The 14,379-nt window shown below is 47.4% G+C and carries 13 protein-coding genes; 7 read left to right on the top strand and 6 right to left on the bottom strand.

Annotated features, from left to right (window positions below; all coding sequences use genetic code 11):
• Positions 1 to 69: 69 nt before the first annotated feature.
• From TCA2_RS20270 to TCA2_RS20260, 3 genes are all read right to left on the bottom strand, one after another.
• Positions 70 to 951, bottom strand: coding sequence for an AraC family transcriptional regulator (locus TCA2_RS20270; RefSeq protein ID WP_047913491.1), 882 nt, complete (start codon positions 949 to 951; stop codon positions 70 to 72).
• A gap of 225 nt (positions 952 to 1,176) precedes the next feature.
• Complete coding sequence (locus TCA2_RS20265) at positions 1,177 to 2,727, bottom strand: acyl-CoA synthetase (RefSeq protein WP_370510376.1); 1,551 nt, start codon at positions 2,725 to 2,727, stop codon at positions 1,177 to 1,179.
• Positions 2,728 to 3,103: 376 nt separating this feature from the next.
• On the bottom strand, positions 3,104 to 3,574 hold the full coding sequence (locus TCA2_RS20260; RefSeq protein ID WP_047913425.1) for a GNAT family N-acetyltransferase: 471 nt from the start codon (positions 3,572 to 3,574) through the stop codon (positions 3,104 to 3,106).
• Between the two features lie 221 nt (positions 3,575 to 3,795).
• Here TCA2_RS20260 and TCA2_RS27335 point away from each other — a divergent pair, with 221 nt between their 5' ends.
• Positions 3,796 to 3,957, top strand: coding sequence for a hypothetical protein (locus TCA2_RS27335; RefSeq protein ID WP_193746099.1), 162 nt, complete (start codon positions 3,796 to 3,798; stop codon positions 3,955 to 3,957).
• 19 nt (positions 3,958 to 3,976) lie between these two features.
• Here the strand turns inward: TCA2_RS27335 and TCA2_RS20255 are convergent, their stop codons facing one another.
• The 3 genes from TCA2_RS20255 to TCA2_RS27330 all read right to left on the bottom strand — a co-directional run bounded on the left by TCA2_RS20255 (position 3,977) and on the right by TCA2_RS27330 (position 4,884).
• Entirely contained in the window at positions 3,977 to 4,306 is a 330-nt protein-coding gene (locus TCA2_RS20255) for a hypothetical protein (protein WP_047913424.1), read from the bottom strand.
• Between the two features lie 134 nt (positions 4,307 to 4,440).
• Entirely contained in the window at positions 4,441 to 4,623 is a 183-nt protein-coding gene (locus TCA2_RS20250) for a hypothetical protein (RefSeq protein ID WP_047913423.1), read from the bottom strand.
• Positions 4,624 to 4,746: 123 nt separating this feature from the next.
• A complete protein-coding gene (locus TCA2_RS27330) occupies positions 4,747 to 4,884 on the bottom strand; it encodes a hypothetical protein (protein ID WP_193746098.1) in 138 nt (45 codons plus the stop codon).
• A gap of 193 nt (positions 4,885 to 5,077) precedes the next feature.
• Here TCA2_RS27330 and TCA2_RS20245 point away from each other — a divergent pair, with 193 nt between their 5' ends.
• From TCA2_RS20245 to TCA2_RS20220, 6 genes are all read left to right on the top strand, one after another.
• The gene (locus TCA2_RS20245; protein WP_047913422.1) at positions 5,078 to 5,404 is read left to right on the top strand and encodes an antibiotic biosynthesis monooxygenase; all 327 of its coding nucleotides are present in this window, start codon (positions 5,078 to 5,080) and stop codon (positions 5,402 to 5,404) included.
• Positions 5,405 to 5,733: 329 nt separating this feature from the next.
• Positions 5,734 to 7,863: a BglG family transcription antiterminator gene (locus tag TCA2_RS20240; RefSeq protein ID WP_047913421.1), complete on the top strand. Its 2,130-nt coding sequence runs from the start codon at positions 5,734 to 5,736 to the stop codon at positions 7,861 to 7,863.
• Complete coding sequence (locus tag TCA2_RS20235; protein ID WP_047913420.1) at positions 7,860 to 9,842, top strand: PTS mannitol transporter subunit IICBA; 1,983 nt, start codon at positions 7,860 to 7,862, stop codon at positions 9,840 to 9,842. Before TCA2_RS20240 ends, TCA2_RS20235 begins: the two co-directional genes overlap by 4 nt.
• A gap of 43 nt (positions 9,843 to 9,885) precedes the next feature.
• Positions 9,886 to 11,031, top strand: coding sequence for a mannitol-1-phosphate 5-dehydrogenase (locus TCA2_RS20230; protein ID WP_047913419.1), 1,146 nt, complete (start codon positions 9,886 to 9,888; stop codon positions 11,029 to 11,031).
• A gap of 161 nt (positions 11,032 to 11,192) precedes the next feature.
• Positions 11,193 to 11,999, top strand: coding sequence for a polysaccharide deacetylase family protein (locus tag TCA2_RS20225; protein WP_047913418.1), 807 nt, complete (start codon positions 11,193 to 11,195; stop codon positions 11,997 to 11,999).
• A gap of 323 nt (positions 12,000 to 12,322) precedes the next feature.
• Positions 12,323 to 14,374 carry an MMPL family transporter gene (locus tag TCA2_RS20220; RefSeq protein WP_370510375.1) on the top strand — a complete coding sequence of 684 codons (2,052 nt, stop codon included), beginning with the start codon at positions 12,323 to 12,325 and terminating at the stop codon, positions 14,372 to 14,374.
• Positions 14,375 to 14,379: the final 5 nt, after the last annotated feature.

Raw genomic sequence — 14,379 nt, 5'->3', positions numbered from 1 at the left:
CAAAAAAATAACCGCACCTATGCGTAGGGTGCGGTTATTCCAGTTCACGAATTCATCCATTCGGTTGATTTACGGTTTTTTTACAACAGGAATCCAGATCTCACTCCGATAATTCGGCAAGGAGGTATCCTTGCTCTCATTCCACAGCATCTCGGGTCCTGGCGCTGCTTCATAATTAGAAGAAGGGAACCAGTCTGCATAGATTCGGCCCCAAACCTCCTGCAGTTTATCCGGAAAATTACCCACCGCTTCAAACACGGCCCACGTTTGAGCAGGTACTTCAAGGACATGATAGTGCGAAGGCGGTGCCAGTGTCGTTGCTGCTCCAATATAATGATCCAGCTCTCCCTGCTCCTCCATTCTCCCCTCGGAGAATTGCGTTGAGGCACTGATCAAGCCTGCTGGCTCAATGTTGGATAATGCCTTAAGCTCTGTTATACGCTGTTCGTTAAGCTGGCTCCACATGGAAGCAATCTCTGGATTCACTCCGTGAAAGACGATAGGAACCCGCTTATACAGCCCGACAATGCGAAAAGCCTCTTTCTCTACAATTCGATAATTCATTTCTTCTCCTCCTCTAATTGACAAGTAGAAGCTCAGCTTGGGATAGGCTTTGAGATTTTTTCCGGTATGGAGGACTTCCGACGGCAGTATGCCATGCATGCTGTGAAAAGCACGAGTGAATGAATCTGGCGAGTTATATCCGTATTTGAGCGCTACATCAATAATTCTGAGCCCCGGCTTTGCCTCCATTAATTCCTGCCCTGCCAGCGTCAGTCTTCTGCGCCGAATATATTCAGAGATCGGAAGTCCGGCGAGAAAGGAAAACATCCGCTTAAAATGATATTCAGAGCAGCCCGCTGCCCTTGCTGCCTGTTTATAATCCAGCTCATCCAATAAATGTTCTTCCATATATTCCATTGCACAGTTCATGCCTGCAAGAAAATCCATACCCACACTGGCTTCCTCCTTCGCATTTAGATTAACAGGAACATAGAGAGACTCTCTCGACTTATGCTGCACGCATTGTGCAGGGTCTGCTTCAACCTTATCTTAGCAAAAAAGCTGTCCAAGCGAATCATCGTTTGGACAGCTCCTATTGAACCCTGAGGGATCGCCTATTGCTGGAAAATCAGCACTAGGGTACTAAGTATGCTATAGATTCAGCAGCAGCCATTACTTCTGCGCTCTTTGCTTCTCCAGTTCTCTCAGCTCGATCCGGCGGATCTTACCTGAGCTTGTCTTGGGAAGATCTGAGATAAACTCAATCCGGCGCGGATATTTGTATGGAGCGGTAATGCTCTTCACATGCTGCTGCAGCTCCTTAACAAGCGCATCTGAGCCTTCCACACCATCCTTCAATACGACAAAGGCTTTGACAATATTCCCGCGGGTTTCATCTGGACTCGCTACCGCCGCGCACTCCTTCACGGCTGTGTGCTTCATCAAGGCTTCCTCTACCTCGAATGGACCAATCGTATAGCCTGAGCTGATAATAATGTCATCACCGCGGCCTTCAAACCAGAAATAACCGTCCTCATCAAGGCTAGCCCGGTCGCCGGTGATGAAGTACTCTCCGAGAGTATTGGCCGGCTTGCGTTCCGGATCCAGATAGTAGCTGCGGAACAAGGCAGGCATTTCAATATGAACCGCGATATTTCCGACCGTGCCTGGTGCCACCGGCTGACCTTCATCGTCCACCACTTGTACGAGACCCGGCGAGATCGATTGCCCCATCGCACCCTTGCGGAATGGCATTCCCTTCAGATTCCCGATGAGCAGCGTGCTCTCCGTCTGTCCGTAACCGTCGCGAATCGTAATGTTAAAATATCGTTCAAAGGTGCTGATGACTTCCAGATTCAACGGTTCACCTGCCGATACCGCACTGCGAAGAGCAGACAAGTCGTATTGCTCCAGACCATCGGATTTGGCCATCAACCGGTACTCTGTCGGCGTACAGCAGAGCACATTAATCCGGTATTCCTGCAGCAGTCTGAGATATTGGGAGGAATCAAAGGAGCCGCTGAATACAAAGCCGGTTGCTCCATGTCCGAGTACAGATAGGAACGGACTCCAGATCCATTTCTGCCATCCCGGTGCGGCGGTTGCCCACACGGTGTCTTCCGGCTGAATATCCAGCCAAGGTGAAGTGATACGCAGATGGGCGTAACCCCAGCCGTGTGTATGTACAACCCCTTTGGGGTTGCCCGTCGTACCGGAGGTATAAGTCAGAATTGCAATGTCATCCCGGTGTGTTTCCACGGCTGCACGCATTTCAGGCTGATTCTCCATCAGCTGGCTCAGCATGGACCAGCCTTCTTGCTGTTCTCCTTCCTCAGCTGAGACAGCAATGCGGAAATCAAGCGCAGGCAGCGGCTCTTCGATCCGATTCACTTCATCTGTTACCGTAGACCATGCAATGACAGCCCTAGCCTTGGAATGATCCAGACGGTAAGACAGATCCTTCGATCGCAGCATTTCCGACGAAGGGATGATAACGAGTCCCAGCTTGAGACAAGCAATATAAATCGCATAGGCGATCACTCTTCGAGGTACCATGACCAGAACGCGATCACCCTTGGTCAGACCGAGACTCTCAAGTCCGCCTGCAATCTGGTTCGCCTTCTTGATCAGCGCTCCATATGTGATCTCTTCGTATTGATTGTGCTCATCCAGGCATTTGAGTGCAATCTTATCCTCACGATGCTGCTCCATTTCCGAAGTCATATTATATAGTTCAGGGGAAACCCAATGTTCATAATTCACGTTCATCTTCTCCTTCGTGACCATGTTGTTTGGGTTATTATAACATGTCCTAGTACCAGGTTCTAATCTTTTTACATCTTACTGAGACCAAGATGGGAATTATTGTAGACTGCTCTCTAATGGTCCACTTTTGCCTACCGTATTATGCAGGCTCTTCCCTTCCTTAATCTGGATTCTATGACCAAGGATGAGGAAGAGACGGCAAACATTAATTTCTGATCTTAGGACCAGATTTTCTTCAAAATAAAAACACCCTGCCCCCAACCCCGGAGTACCGAGCTTGAAGACAAGGTGTATGAACTTAGATCATATGTAGGCTTGCAAGAGTATCGCCCTGCTAGGACAGCATTCCCTTATATACACCGGGTACTGAGCCTTCAATAACTGTGGCACCCGTTGTTTTGGCATAGAAATCGACAGGTCCTGCTCCTCCAATCACTGCATAGCCATATCCATCCTGCTTCATGTAGTCAAGAGCATAGAGCAGCAGCATTTTGCCGATTCCGCGGCCACGTTCATGCTCATCTACTCCCGTTGGTCCAAAGAAACCTTTAACCGTTGCATCGTAGCAAGCAAATCCAAGCAGCTTGCCGTTCTCGACAGCAATTAGACAAGTGATGGGCGACTTGGCGAACGCAACCTCACATTCACTTACCCACCCTTTTCCAAAATGGGCTCCGACCCATTCACTTACAACATGCTTCTCCGGTGCAATCGCCCGGCGGATGGTGACTCCTGTTCGCCCCTCATAGCTGGCTCTCCCTTCCACCTCAGGCAAATCATACAGCTTAACGAGCATATCCGGCATAGTGTCCTCCCTATTCGTCTGTTTCGGTAAAAACAGAATGATGTGCTACCTAGAGTATAATGGAGATCTGCCTGCAAATGCTTGAGCTAATTCGCTCAAAATTTTCAAAAACTTGCTGTTTCGGGTCAATTCCATCATTTATTAGAAAGGTTCATGTGCATAATGTGTGGTCATTTCACAAACCATGATACAACAATCACCGAAGAAGGAAGGGGTCCCTCATGGAGAACACAGACAGCTACAAATTTGCCGAGCTGAATGATCAAGGGGATGCTGTAGAACTGATTCAACGTACTGAGGCGCTGCTAACTGAACAGTATGGAGCACCTATCACCCTTATAGCTTATGAAGTAGAAAAGGATAAGGATTCGGCTGCAGACTAACTTTCTTAGATTGACTTCTCTAGAAAGCAAGGGTCAGCATAATCATCATCCAGCGAACAAACTCGGAAGGATCAAATTCATCCCAATTAAATGATATTCCGTAATCGACTGAATAGTTAGGAGGCTCGGGAGCAGGTTCTTCAAGGTCATATTGCTCCATGAGTCTCTGCTGAATTTCCTTCGACGTTTCACTTTCCTCAAGACTTAACGGGCCATTGGTCGATTGATCAGCTGATACAGAAGCTGCGTGAGTCTGATCCGCTCCATATGCATCTGCATGAACACCCGATGCGAGGGAAGCGGATAATAGGAGCGTCATAATTACTGCGGTGCATTTTCTTTTTAACATCAAATGAGTTCATCCATTCTGTCTTCATACTTATGTAGTCGAATTCTATTTTAGCAGAAACCGGTAACTTGCACACTTAGGATAAATGAAGTAAACACAGACGAAATGGTCCTTTTTTCACAACAACAGGATCGCTATAAGATGTAGAACAGCAAGGTAAAGATATGCTTGATATACTGTGCCCACACAGTCAAATTGAGGTCCATTTGGAAGTTTGCTCCTAGATCTCCTATGAAGGATAATATTGAATCGTTAGTCGGGACTGGCTCTTCCAGTCCATATATCTCTCTAAGTCGCTCCTGTTCATTTTCTGACACGGCAGCAGCCTCTTTTCATTATTGGATAACATCCAAATTATACCATATAAGAAGACAAAAAAGGCCCTCATATCCCTATGAGTGCCTCGGTGACTCCATCATTTTTATTAACCCGCCTTCTAATTATCCTACCTTCTGTACCCTTGCTTTTCCTAAAATCCCTTTCATCCGGCTGCCGCATTTACAAGAGATGCTGTGCTTCAATATTTTTAATTCTCCGCCGCAGACAGGGCAAATTGAACGAACAGAACTCATATCCAAATGTAAATCCTCCTTCATTAAAGATGTTATGCCATTATTTAAATCATTCGATGCTCGGTATTGCCTTGTTCAAAAAGAACAGCTGGCTCCTGTCGCTGAATAGAATAGAATGTTGTATGCTATAGCTTGTTGCATAGAAATGCTTTATAAGCATGTGATATAGAAATTATTCATAAAAAGGAGCATTGAATTCATGAACACACCTGCAGTCCAGCTTCAACCGCCTTACTATGCCGTGATCTTCTCCTCCAAGCGTACAGAAGGGGATAACGGTTATGGCAACATGGCGGACAAGATGGTAGAGCTTGCTTCACGTCAACCCGGCTTTCTTGGTGTTGAATCGGCCCGTGATGAAGAGCTCGGAATCACTGTTTCCTACTGGAAGGATCTCGAATCCATTCGTGCCTGGAAGGAACATTCGGCGCATCAGATCGCACAGGAACGCGGCAAAAAAGAATGGTATCGCTCCTTCTCTCTCCGTGTTGCCTTAGTTGAAAGGGATCGTTTTTTTGAGATGTAGCATGCAAATCCCATACATAGAATAACATCTTCTGTTTCAAAAACTCCTCATCTTCGTAATATCTTAATATACTCTTCCCTAAACTCTCATACTAAGCTGCTGAATGAAAGTTTTATGTAAATCAAACAATACTATTTAAAGATGGCCCTTGTGACTAGAGGACAAAACAGGCCATCTTTTCTTTGATATTAAGATAATCTTTCCTTAAAATTTGTGTTAGCAGCTTAGCTAGCTCTGCATTTATATTTCCAGCCGGTTAATGATACCGTTTTCAAAATAGTGGTAAAAGTCTGCCTCAGCTGCAGTAAACAGGAAAGGAGCGTGAAGATATGGAGAAGCCCAGTAAGCGAACCGTGCTCATCGTAAGGTTTCTTCTAGCTTCACCCAGCCGTTATACCACTGTCCGTGAACTGTCGGATGCACTTGATGTCAGTGAACGAACAATTAAACGCGAGCTGCCCCTTACTGAAGTGTGGCTGGATGAACAAGGAGTCACCCTGACACGTAAACCGGGCTACGGACTTATGATCGAGGGCGACAGCGATACTCTCGCAGCACTTGAGGCTGAGATGGAGTCGATATCAGTAAGTCCTACATTCTCAAGAGAGGAGCGCCGCTACTTTATTATTTCGGAGCTGCTCCTTGCTTCTGAGCCGATTAAGCTGTATGCCTTTGCTTCCAGGTTCAAAGTAACGGAAGGGACACTGAGCAATGATCTGGATCGGATTGAGGAATGGCTGAGCGGCTTTCGTATTGAACTCATACGCAAACCGGGATATGGCGTATACGTTCATGGCAATGAAAAAGACGTCCGTACTGCCTTAATCCACCTGCTGCATGAGCATTTGGACGAATATGAATTAATCCATCTCATCAGGGATCGGGATAAAGAAAGTGAAGACAATCTGAGTAAAGTGCAGTCTCATATTCGCAATCGTCTCCTAAACCTGGTTGAGGAGAGCACGATTGTGCAGCTGGAGAAATATTTAACCGAGCTGGAGCAGCATATGCAATTGAAGCTGACCGACAGCGCCTTTATCGGCCTTGCCGTCCATCTGGCACTTGCAATTGAACGAATGAGGACAGGTCAACGGATTACCATTCCGGCACAGGTGCTTCAAGAATTGAAGCGTCACCCTTCGTTCAAGGCTGCTCAAATGCTGGTGAATCGGCTTGAGGATGCTTTTTCCCTGACCATTCCCGAGGATGAAACCGGCTATATTACGATGCATTTAAAGGGTGCGGAGATTAAGCTCGATGCCGAAAAGGAAGCGGATTATGAAAATGTCAGCTTTGAGCTGGTACGGCTGGCACGAGACATCCTGAAAAAGGCTGAGGCTCTCACCGGTCTTGAACTGAAGAGCAACAGCCGCCTCTTCTTTGGCTTCATTAATCATCTAGGTCCTGCTGTTGAACGGTTAAAGCTGGGTCTGGATATACGTAATCCGCTGCTTCGACAGATTAAAGAGCAATACGCAAGCGTGTACGACATTGCACGTAATTGCTCCAAAGTACTTGAAGATTATGTCGGGCTGCTCATACCAGATGCCGAAATCGGCTATATCGCGCTCCATCTTGGAGCCATGCTGGAATATGCAGAAGCCAAATACATGAAAAATTCTTTGCAGGTATTGGTTGTCTGTGCAAGCGGAATTGGCACTTCCAGTCTGCTCCAAACCCGAATCCGCAAGGAATTTCCAACGCTTCACATTGCTGCTGTTGTATCTGCTGCTGAAACAGAAAGCTATGAAGCTCAGGTTGACCTCATCATCTCAACAGTGGATCTCGTCAGCCGGCTGCCCGTCGTGCGCGTGTCCCCCTTGCTTGGTGAAAGAGACATCGAAAAAGTCAGAGCCATGCTTGAGGACACATCACCAGATACGGACCGGGTACCACTGAGTAAAGAGTCCTCGGCTTCACTCGCTGAATCACTGCAGAAGCAAAAAAGGCTGATTGAAGGCATTCAGGATCTGCTGAATAACCTCGTTATCCAGGATGGAGCTCACTTTGGTTCGATTGACGAGCTGATTGAGAGAATCGCCGGAAATTATGCCAAGGATGAAGCCGGGACGTCCCAGTTAATTCAAGAGCTGCACGAGAGAGAGAAGCTGGGTGAGACAATTCTGTCCCAGGAAGGTATCTTCCTGCTTCATTGCCGCTCAACCGTCGTTACGAAGCTGGCGCTGAGCGTTCTCCGATTCACTGAGCCGATCACGTATGGCTCGGATAAGGAGTCTCAATTGTCTGCAGCCATCGTACTGCTCGCTCCGCGCGGCAGTGACCGAACCTACCTTGAGGCGGCCAGTGAAGTCAGCAAGTCACTGATTGACCGTCCCGGCTTTGCCGCCCGCCTGACAGACGGCACATCGGCAGCATTAAGCCTGGATATCCAGGGCATTATGAAAGACCTGTATTTACGAAAAATAGAACAATATACAATGGAGGTAGAACAATTATGAGTACGCTCGAACAAAGCGCTCCGGCTCCGAAGAAGACCGGAGGAGTCAAGCAGGCCACACAGAAGTTCGGCCGGTTCCTCAGTGCCATGGTCATGCCGAATATCGGTGCATTTATTGCCTGGGGCTTCCTGACGGCACTCTTCATTGAAGCCGGATATCTGCCTAATGAAGATCTGGCTTCTCTTGTAGATCCCATGATTAAATACCTGCTTCCTCTGCTAATTGCCTACAGCGGCGGTAAAGCAATCCATGATCATCGCGGCGGTGTGCTTGGTGCCATTGCAGCGATGGGGGTTATTGTCGGTGCAGACATCCCGATGTTCATCGGTGCCATGATTATGGGCCCGCTCGCCGGTTATGTTATTAAGCAATTTGACAAGTATATTGGCAGCAAGACTCCTTCCGGATTCGAAATGCTCGTCAATAATTTCTCCGCAGGGATTATCGGTATGCTGCTGGCCATTGCCGGATTCTACGGCGTCGGTCCTGTGGTATCTGCCTTTACTGATTTACTGGCATCCGGAGTGGATGCAATTCTGGGCTGGGGATTGCTCCCGCTCGCATCGATCTTTATTGAGCCAGCCAAAATCCTGTTCTTGAACAACGCGATTAACCATGGCATACTCAGCCCGATCGGGATCCAGCAGGCTGGTGAGTTCGGTAAATCGATCATGTTCCTGCTCGAAGCGAATCCAGGTCCTGGTCTTGGACTGCTGCTGGCCTACTCGATCTTTGGCAAGGGCTCGATCAAAGGCTCTGCGCCAGGTGCAGCCATTATTCATTTCTTTGGCGGTATTCATGAAGTGTACTTCCCGTATGTCCTGATGAAGCCAATCATGTTTGTATCTGTCATCGTATCCGGTATGGCAGGGGTATTTACCTTCAGCCTGCTTGATGCAGGACTGATTGCAGCCGCTTCACCCGGCAGTATCATTGCTCTTATGCTCATGTCTCCAAAAGGAGGCTACATTCCGGTTATCGCAGGTGTGCTTGTAGCTACCGTGGTTTCCTTCCTGCTCTCCTCCCTCTTCCTTCGCAGATCTGCTGCGACAGACGAGGATCTTGACAAGGCAAAGGAAGCCGTATCGGATCTGAAGAACAGCAGTAAAGGCATCAGTACAAATGAAACGGCTGGTACTGCTGATCTGAGTAACAAAGCACACATTAACAAAATTATTTTTGCATGTGATGCAGGTATGGGATCAAGCGCAATGGGCGCTACTTCGTTCCGTAAAAAAGTGAAGAATGCAGGTCTACCTATTGAAGTTACCAACACGGCTATCGAAAATATTCCGCTGGATGCAGACCTTGTTGTCACGCAGCAGAATTTAACACCGAGAGCGAAGGCCAAAGCTCCAAATGCAATACACGTATCCATTGATAATTTTGTAAACAATCCGATTTACGATCAGCTGATTGAAGACTTGAAAGCAAAGGCTGAACAGCCTGACACTTCTCCTGTTCCGGAATACGCACAGGAGGATGTAACAGAAAGCCTGGATAAGACTTTCCCTGAGAATGCTGTGAATACAGAGAATAATGACGAAACCGATGGCAGCGGAGTGCTTCGCAAAGAAAATATCGTCCTCCAGCTTCCATCTGTAAGCAAAGAGGATGCAATCCGCCGCGCGGGTGAATCCCTCGTCTCCGCCGGATATGTGCAGCCGCATTACGTGGATGCCATGATTGAACGGGAAGGTGTAGCAACGACATATATTGGCAATGGTGTAGCGATCCCTCACGGTGTAGGTGAGGCGAAGAAGGAAATCAAGACGAGCGGAATCGTCATCCATCAGTATCCGGAAGGTGTCGAATTCGAAGGCGGCACGGCATATCTCGTCATCGGTATTGCTGGAGCAGGCCGTGAGCATCTGCAGATTCTTACCAAAATTGCTGAGGCTATCGAGGATGAATCTACCGTGACAAGACTGGCCAAAGTTACAGATCCAGACGAACTGTATAACACTTTCGGGGTATAAGACTTACATTAAACGCAATCTTCATATAAAGGCGGGAATAACAATGAAAAAAGCAATACAATTTGGGGCAGGTAATATCGGGCGCGGCTTTATCGGCGCCCTTCTCTCCCAGGCAGATTATCATGTCGTTTTTGCCGATATTAACGAAGAAATGATCAATGAATTGAACCACAAGAAGAGCTATCAGATCCACATCCTTGATCTGGAGCAAAGACAAGAGACGATTACCAATGTATCCGGCGTATTGTCCAATGGACCTGACATTGTAAATACGATTGAAGAAGCCGATATCATTACGACTGCAGTAGGTCCTAATGTGCTGAAGATCATCGCCTCAACCTTAGCTGCCGGTATTGAAGCACGCCGTGCTTCCGGACAAGGTACACTCAATATCATTGCCTGTGAAAATATGGTGGGTGCAAGCAGTCATCTGAAGGAACAGGTGTATACGCATCTGTCGGCTGAAGCAAGAGCTTATGCGGATGAGCATGTCGGCTTTGCCAACTGCTCCGTAGACCGGATCGTGCCTCCTTATGAGGGAGAGAACATACTAGATGTCGGCGTGGAATCCTTCTATGAATGGATCGTTGAAGAGCCTTCCCTCAAGGGGGAAACACCTCACATTCCAGGAATGAAGCTGACAGACAATCTGCTGGCTTATGTGCAGCGCAAGCTGTTCACCTTGAACACGGGGCATGCCATCACCGCTTATCTCGGTTTCCTGGCAGGAACAGACACGATCGAGGAGAGCATCAATAACGAAGCGATCCGTGAGGTCGTTCGCCAGGCGATGGAAGAAAGCGGCGAAGCTCTGATCAAGAAGCATGGATTTGATAAGGATGAGCATTACAACTACATCGACAAAATCGAGAACCGGTTCAAAAACCCCTATATTCGGGATGAAGTCATCCGTGTAGGACGCGAACCTCTTCGCAAGCTAGGTGCTAATGACCGTCTCGTAGGTCCAGCCAACATGGCGATTGAATATGGGCTTCCACACGAGGGGTTGCTGACCGGCATTGCTGCGGCACTCCATTATGACAATCCGCAGGATCCGCAATCGCTCGAACTGCAAAGTCTGATCAAGTCCACAGGAATTGAAGCTGCCATCACGGAAGTGACGGGAATTGCCTCTGGCAGTGAGGATCATCAAGTCATCCATAAGAAATATCTGGAACAATCCAACTAAGTTGTTATTAGGAACGCCCTTCTGAACTGCGGTTCAGGAGGGTTATTTTTATGATTACGCAGCTGGATCTCCACTGATTTTTGCATATCTGCCTTCTTTTGAACTATGGTACACTGATGAAAGAATAGCATTACAATTATTGGAAGGAGTTCATTGTATTCATGCCTAAAATTCTCAGCTGTTATCCAGAAGGTAAATTGAAAGCGCTAACGATGAGTTATGATGACGGTGTCCTCTCGGATCGGCGATTAGCCGCTATTTTTAATGAGAATGGGATCAGAGGTACCTTTCATATCAATTCGGGAATGTTCGGTGATACAAGATATCGTGCCCGTCTGACAGAGAATGAATCATTGGAAGTCTATCAAGGTCATGAAGTCTCCGTACATACCGTAACTCACCCATCTATTGCCCGCTGTCCCAGAGAGCAGGTGCTCTATGAGATCATGGAGGACCGCAAAAACCTTGAAGCACTATTTGGTTATCCTGTCCGTGGCATGTCCTATCCTAACGGCTCCTATAGCCAGGAGATTATCGAGATGCTCCCTGTGTTCGGCATCGAATATGCACGTGTCGTACAGACGTCGGGCGGCTATCAGCTGCCGGAGAATTTTCTCGAATGGAAGGCGACCTGTCACCATAACCAGAACCTGATGCAGCATGCGGAGACTTTCGTTTCTCTACCGCGGAAGAACATTCACCTGATGTATGTCTGGGGCCACAGCTATGAATTTGATGATCAAGATAACTGGCATGTTATCGAGGAGTTCAGCAAATATATAGGTGGACGCGAGGACATCTGGTTTGCGACGAATATTGAAATCGTGGATTATGTGAAAGCATATAAGAGCTTAAGATTCTCGGCCGATCAGCATTTGGTGTATAATCCTTCTGCTGCGAGCGTATGGGTGCTGCTGGACGAACAGCCTGTTGAGATCAAGGGCGGCAGTATCACAACTCTATTCTAGTATTTGAGCCAATGACCTCTTCTCTATGCTCATCAAAGCTATACCTCGTTCTGAACCTCCTCCCCTTAAATAAAAGAATAAGGACATGCCGATGACAATATCGGCCCCTCCCCCTTCTCTTCCTTCCATGAACTTACCAAGCACAAGCGATGCCGTATAAATATAAACAAATCCAGACGATGCAACCACAAACTTCTATGTACGGCAGTTTATATTAAGTTTATTTACTTGTGCTAGAGTGAGAGCGATCAATTTAGGAGGGGGAATAACAGTTGAGAAGAATACTAAGTCCCATCACCGACTGGGTCTCAACCAAACGGGGGATGTGGATTACCATTGTGGTCTGGCTGGCAGCCATGATTGGCTTAAGCGCAGGCCCCATGCTGAGTGAGTACAAGGTGACCAACTTCCAGTCGCTCCCGGATGAAGCTCAATCCATCATAGCAGAGCAAAAATTAGCGGAAACGTTTCCTAATGAACAAGGAGCCCCAGGAATCCTCGTTTTTCATAACGAATCAGGGGTAATCGACGTTGATGAAGTGAGGCAGATTCTGAGTGGAATCATCTCGGCTAATATTGAAGGCGTCGATTCCATTGTCGATATCAGCGCATTGCCGGATCAGGCGCTGTCAGGCTTCACCTCGGAGGACGGATCCACCATGATCGTTCCTATGAGCCTGGAGGCTGGAATTGGCAACAGCCAATACTCAGAAATTAATGATGAAGCCTATGTAATCGGCAGTGAAATTGCCAAAGATCTTGACACCAAGTTTTATATCACCGGTCCCGCCGGAATTGCCGGCGATACCGTCAAGCTGTTTGAGCAGGCTGACCTCGTCTTGCTGCTTGCCACAATTGTTATCATCCTTATTTTGCTGATTGCCATTTACCGCTCTCCGCTTCTGGCCATCATTCCGCTGCTTGCTACGGTCATTGTATATCAAGTAGCGAATCAATCGATCGCTCTGATGGGTGCAGCCGGGCTGGAAATTAACAACTCGACGACCTCGATCATGAGCATCCTGCTGTTTGCGGCCGTAATCGACTACTCGCTGTTCGTATTCTCGCGCTATCGTGAGGAATTGAACAAATATGAAAGTAAATATACGGCGATGCAGCACGCCATGCGGGCAACGGGTGAACCCGTGTTTTTTGCAGGTGGTACTGTACTCGCAGCTATGCTCATTCTATTTTTCACGGATTTCCGCGATTATCAAAACTTTGCGCCTGTATTTGGGCTGGCCATGTTTATCATTATGCTGGCTTCCGTGACCCTGGTACCTGCCTTGTTTACGCTGTTCGGGCGTAAAGCTTTCTGGCCTAAGGCTCCTAAAATCGGGCAGGAGCATGAAATGAAGCACGGCATTTGGGGCCCGATCGCCAAGTTTGTCGTCAACAAGCCGCTGTTAACTGGCGGAATTGTCGCTGTCTTTATGGTAATTACGGCGCTGAATGTGTTTAACCTGAGATATGAATTTGACACGGTCAAGAAATTTCCCGTTGATTTACCTTCACGCGTAGGCTATGAAATCGTCGAAACGAAATACAACAAGGGCGAGCTTGCCCCTTCCACAATTCTGTTGGAATCCGAGGCTGCTCTGTCTGAGGATCAGATCAATCAATTTCTAGGGAAATTGGAGAACTACGAAGAGATTAACTCGGTTCGTACTTCTGGTGTCACGGAGGATACCACGGCTGCCAAGTTCAGTGTTGCTCTGACGATGAACCCCTACTCTACAGAGGCCATAGACTTTGTTGAAGAACTTCGCAGCCAATCCGAAGCAATCCTTAACGAATTATCCTTGCAGGGGGACGTTTACTTCGGCGGTGTCACAGCCAAACTAGTCGATGAACGGACTATAAACAATAGTGATATCGTTAGGGTCGTCATTCTGGAAACTATTCTGATTCTGGTACTTCTCATCGCATTAACTCGTTCGTTAAAAATGTCGATTTACATGATAGCGACCATTCTTATTTCTTATGTGTCTGCTCTGGGGCTTGGTCTATTCCTGGTGGATGTGCTGTTTGGATATGATGCAATCAGTACCCGGGTTCCCGTTTATGCGTTTATTTTCCTGGTGGCGCTCGGCATTGACTATAACATTATTTTGATTTCACGCTTTCTCGAAGAGAGAAAAACACGGAAAGTTAAAGATGCTCTCGAAGTAGCCATTCGCAATACCGGAGGCGTTATTTCCTCGGCAGGTGTCATATTGGCTGCAACGTTTGCCGCCCTGACGACGATGCCGATTGCCGATCTCTTTGTGTTCGGGTTTATAGTTGCGATTGGAATATTAATTGATACGTTTCTGGTAAGAGGTATGCTGCTGCCATCCTTAATCTTGTTCTTTGAAAAAGATAAGGATATGTAGCAACC

Origin of the sequence: Paenibacillus sp. TCA20 (genome assembly GCF_000732325.1) — a bacterium.
Lineage (GTDB): Bacteria > Bacillota > Bacilli > Paenibacillales > Paenibacillaceae > Paenibacillus > Paenibacillus urinalis.
The sequence above is the reverse complement of the archived record's forward strand: the minus strand, read 5'-3'. Positions and strand labels throughout refer to the sequence as shown.

What these genes read in the sequence shown, in the direction of transcription:
- TCA2_RS20270 (WP_047913491.1), bottom strand. Translation starts at nt 951, where the DNA reads ATGGATTTTCTTGCAGGCATGAACTGTGCAATGGAATATATGGAAGAA.
- TCA2_RS20265 (WP_370510376.1), bottom strand. Translation starts at nt 2,727, where the DNA reads ATGACTTCGGAAATGGAGCAGCATCGTGAGGATAAGATTGCACTCAAA.
- TCA2_RS20260 (WP_047913425.1), bottom strand. Translation starts at nt 3,574, where the DNA reads ATGCCGGATATGCTCGTTAAGCTGTATGATTTGCCTGAGGTGGAAGGG.
- TCA2_RS27335 (WP_193746099.1), top strand. Translation starts at nt 3,796, where the DNA reads ATGGAGAACACAGACAGCTACAAATTTGCCGAGCTGAATGATCAAGGG.
- TCA2_RS20255 (WP_047913424.1), bottom strand. Translation starts at nt 4,306, where the DNA reads ATGTTAAAAAGAAAATGCACCGCAGTAATTATGACGCTCCTATTATCC.
- TCA2_RS20245 (WP_047913422.1), top strand. Translation starts at nt 5,078, where the DNA reads ATGAACACACCTGCAGTCCAGCTTCAACCGCCTTACTATGCCGTGATC.
- TCA2_RS20240 (WP_047913421.1), top strand. Translation starts at nt 5,734, where the DNA reads ATGGAGAAGCCCAGTAAGCGAACCGTGCTCATCGTAAGGTTTCTTCTA.
- TCA2_RS20235 (WP_047913420.1), top strand. Translation starts at nt 7,860, where the DNA reads ATGAGTACGCTCGAACAAAGCGCTCCGGCTCCGAAGAAGACCGGAGGA.
- TCA2_RS20230 (WP_047913419.1), top strand. Translation starts at nt 9,886, where the DNA reads ATGAAAAAAGCAATACAATTTGGGGCAGGTAATATCGGGCGCGGCTTT.
- TCA2_RS20225 (WP_047913418.1), top strand. Translation starts at nt 11,193, where the DNA reads ATGCCTAAAATTCTCAGCTGTTATCCAGAAGGTAAATTGAAAGCGCTA.
- TCA2_RS20220 (WP_370510375.1), top strand. Translation starts at nt 12,323, where the DNA reads ATGTGGATTACCATTGTGGTCTGGCTGGCAGCCATGATTGGCTTAAGC.